A 2,895-nucleotide genomic window follows, 5' to 3' on the forward strand; every position below is an offset into this window, starting at 1 on the left:
GTAAGACCGTCGTCTAATAGCGAGATTTGCAAGCGCCTTTTAGGTGCGGGAGGTTGTTTGCCGGGAGCATGGTCGTCTACGCGGTCGACATAGGTCGCCGCATTATGGTGCTTCGCGGGACAGTCCTTCCAATGTATGTCGCGCACGCTCCGAGCAAACTCGCGGTGCAACGGTCTTAACGGAATGGACCAGCCTCGGTCCCGGCAGGGACGCCTCTTCACGCCGTGGGCGCTACAGAGCTGGAAAGTTAGGTGGCGGCTGTCGCCCTGTTGAAGAGCTCACCGGAGCGCAGCATCGCATGCATGATGACGGCGAGTTTGCGGGCGACAGCGACAGCGGAACGTTTGAAGCCGATCTTCTCGCGTAGTTTTATACCCCAGCGGCGCAAATCGCTGTCCGCCCGGCTGCGCGTCAGGATCACGACCGCGGCTTCATAGAGGAGGGAGCGCACATGGGTGTCTCCACGCCGGGAGATATGGCCATCGTAGTCTACCTCGCCGGACTGATAGCGCCGCGTCGTCAACCCCAGCCAGGCGCCCACCGAGCGCGATCGCTTGAAGTTCGCTGGATCCTCGACGGCGGTTATATAGGCGGTGGCTGTGATCGCTCCAATGCCGGGGATCGACATCAACAACTGACATTGCTGGCTTCTACGCGCTTCGGCGAGGAGCTGTCTTCCCAACCTTGTCGCCTGGAGGCGCAGGTTACGCCATGCTTCGAGTAAGGGCAGGATTATGCTCGAAAGGCCGGGGTTGTCGGCCATGAGGGAGCGAACATGCACCTCAAACTTGCCACCCATACTGCACGGAACGATAAGGCCGAACGTTCTCATCAATCCCCGAATCTGGTTCGCCACGTCCAGTGTCGTTCGCATGAGTTTCGTGCGAGCCGCGACCAATGTCCGAGAAAGCATGCTGTCGAAGGCCTTTACTCGGACTTCACGGAAGAAACCGACCTCCGCCAGATGCGCGAGCCCATCGGCGTCATTGGCATCGGTTTTGTTGGCGGCCATGTCGAGCGCCGCTTTGGCGTGACGAGCATCGACGCAAATGGCAGGCAGTCCCTCAGCGCGCAGAGCATGATAGAACCATACCGAGAGAGGGCCCGTTTCGAACACCACGCGCTCCGCATTTGGCGCTCGCATGCGAATAAGTTCGGCTATGGCGGCGGGATCAGAGGCGCACTTGCCGCGCCAGATCCGCTTACCCGCGCGACGGATCGAAATTGCCGTCTCTTTCATGGATACGTCGAGACCGATATACTCTGTCATGGCTGTTCTCCATTGATGTTTGGGCCCGGCGTCCAGTCGAGAGCCCGTATCTCATCATATCGGGGAGCAGCCACCTTCCAAGATCACGATCGGATCCAGAGGGGCCTCGTGCCCGCGATTACACCATGTATGTCCGTCTTCGTGGCTGAGGTGGCTCGCCCTACACTGGTCTTCCGAGGGTTGCTCGGACAGGCCGAGCCGATCCTCATCACAGGAGGACGAGCCGTGGCAGATTATAGAGAAGCTTTTGTTGGAATCGACGTCGCCAAATTAAAGAATGCGATTGCTGTCGCTGAATCCGGCCGGGCGGGAGAGGTTCGCTTTTGGGGTGAGGTTGACTCGTCCGATACCAGCATGCGCCGCATCATCCAGCGGATAGCAGCAAAGTTTGATCGCGTTCATTTCTGCTACGAGGCGGGTCCGACCGGATACGGCCTACATCGGCTGATCCAATCGCTTGGCCATGAATGTGTGGTCGTCGCGCCTTCCTTGATTCCCAGGAAACCAGGCGACAGAGTCAAGACCAACCGTCGAGATGCACTCGCGCTCGCCCGGCTATTGAGGGCCGGCGAGCTCACAGCGGTGTGGGTTCCCGACGAGGGTCATGAGGCGATGCGAGACCTCGTTCGCGCCCGAGCTTCTGCAGTCGAGACGTTGCGGGTTCACCGGCAACAGATCAGCGCCTTCATGCTCAAGCATAGCCGCATCTATCCACGCAAGAAGGGCTGGACGATGCGATATTTGCGCTGGTTGCAGGAGCAACAGTTCGATCATCCGGCGCATCAGATCGCCTTGCAGGAGATGGTCGAGGCAGTGCGCGTTTCGAAAGAGCGGGTGGAACGATTGGAGAAGGTCATCGAGGAATTCGTCCCGAATTGGTCTCTCGCGCCGGTCGTCCGAGCGTTGCAGACCCTGCGTGGGGTCGATCTGATTGTCGCCGTCACCTTCGCCACAGAGGTCGGCGACGTCAGCCGATTTGAAAGCCCCCGCCAACTGATGGGATATCTCGGCCTGGTGCCTGGTGAACGATCAACGGGCGAGACAGTCAGACGGGGCTCGATCACCAAGGCAGGCAACGGGCGAGTTCGGCACATGTTGGTCGAGAGCGCCTGGACTTATCGCCATCCACCGAAGGTCGGCGCGAGGAAGCTGTATCGTCTGGAGCAAGCGCCGCCGAAGGTGCGGGAGATAGCATGGAAGGCTCAGAGTCGGTTGACGGCTCGTTATCGAAAGTTGACCGGACGCGGAAAGCGAACGACGGTGGTTTGTACGGCCATTGCCCGTGAGCTGACCGGCTTCATGTGGGCCGTTGCAAGGGAGGCGCAGGCGATCAGATCATAGGGTCGCCGCATCGAACTTGCACCTCGCGCATGGGCGGGGGCGGAACAACGGCAGGGGAACACCCGTCAGACGCTTTGTGGCCGGCATTCGACCGACGCCCGCAGTAAGATCGGAATAGCCCCGGACGCACAATCGGGAATGCGGTAGCCAACCCGCGCATCAGAGCTTGATCACCGACGTCCTTCAGTTCCGCCTCCACCCATACGCGATCATCATCATGAACTGCCGTTCGTTGGACGGTCGGTTCCTCGCGTCCCAAAGCATTGACAACGGACATCAGAGCG

2 protein-coding genes are annotated in these 2,895 nt (G+C 59.9%); one reads left to right on the plus strand and one right to left on the minus strand.

What is annotated here, in order from left to right; genetic code table 11:
- Positions 1–247: 247 nt before the first annotated feature.
- A complete protein-coding gene (locus AC2YI2_RS34845) occupies positions 248–1,270 on the minus strand; it encodes an IS110 family RNA-guided transposase (protein ID WP_487391095.1) in 1,023 nt (340 codons plus the stop codon).
- A 225-nt stretch (positions 1,271–1,495) separates the two neighbouring features.
- On the opposite strand from AC2YI2_RS34845, the gene AC2YI2_RS34850 reads away from it, so the two are divergent.
- A complete protein-coding gene (locus AC2YI2_RS34850) occupies positions 1,496–2,611 on the plus strand; it encodes an IS110 family RNA-guided transposase (RefSeq protein WP_487391096.1) in 1,116 nt (371 codons plus the stop codon).
- Positions 2,612–2,895: the final 284 nt, after the last annotated feature.

The organism is Rhizobium sp. SRI_017 (assembly GCF_057586295.1).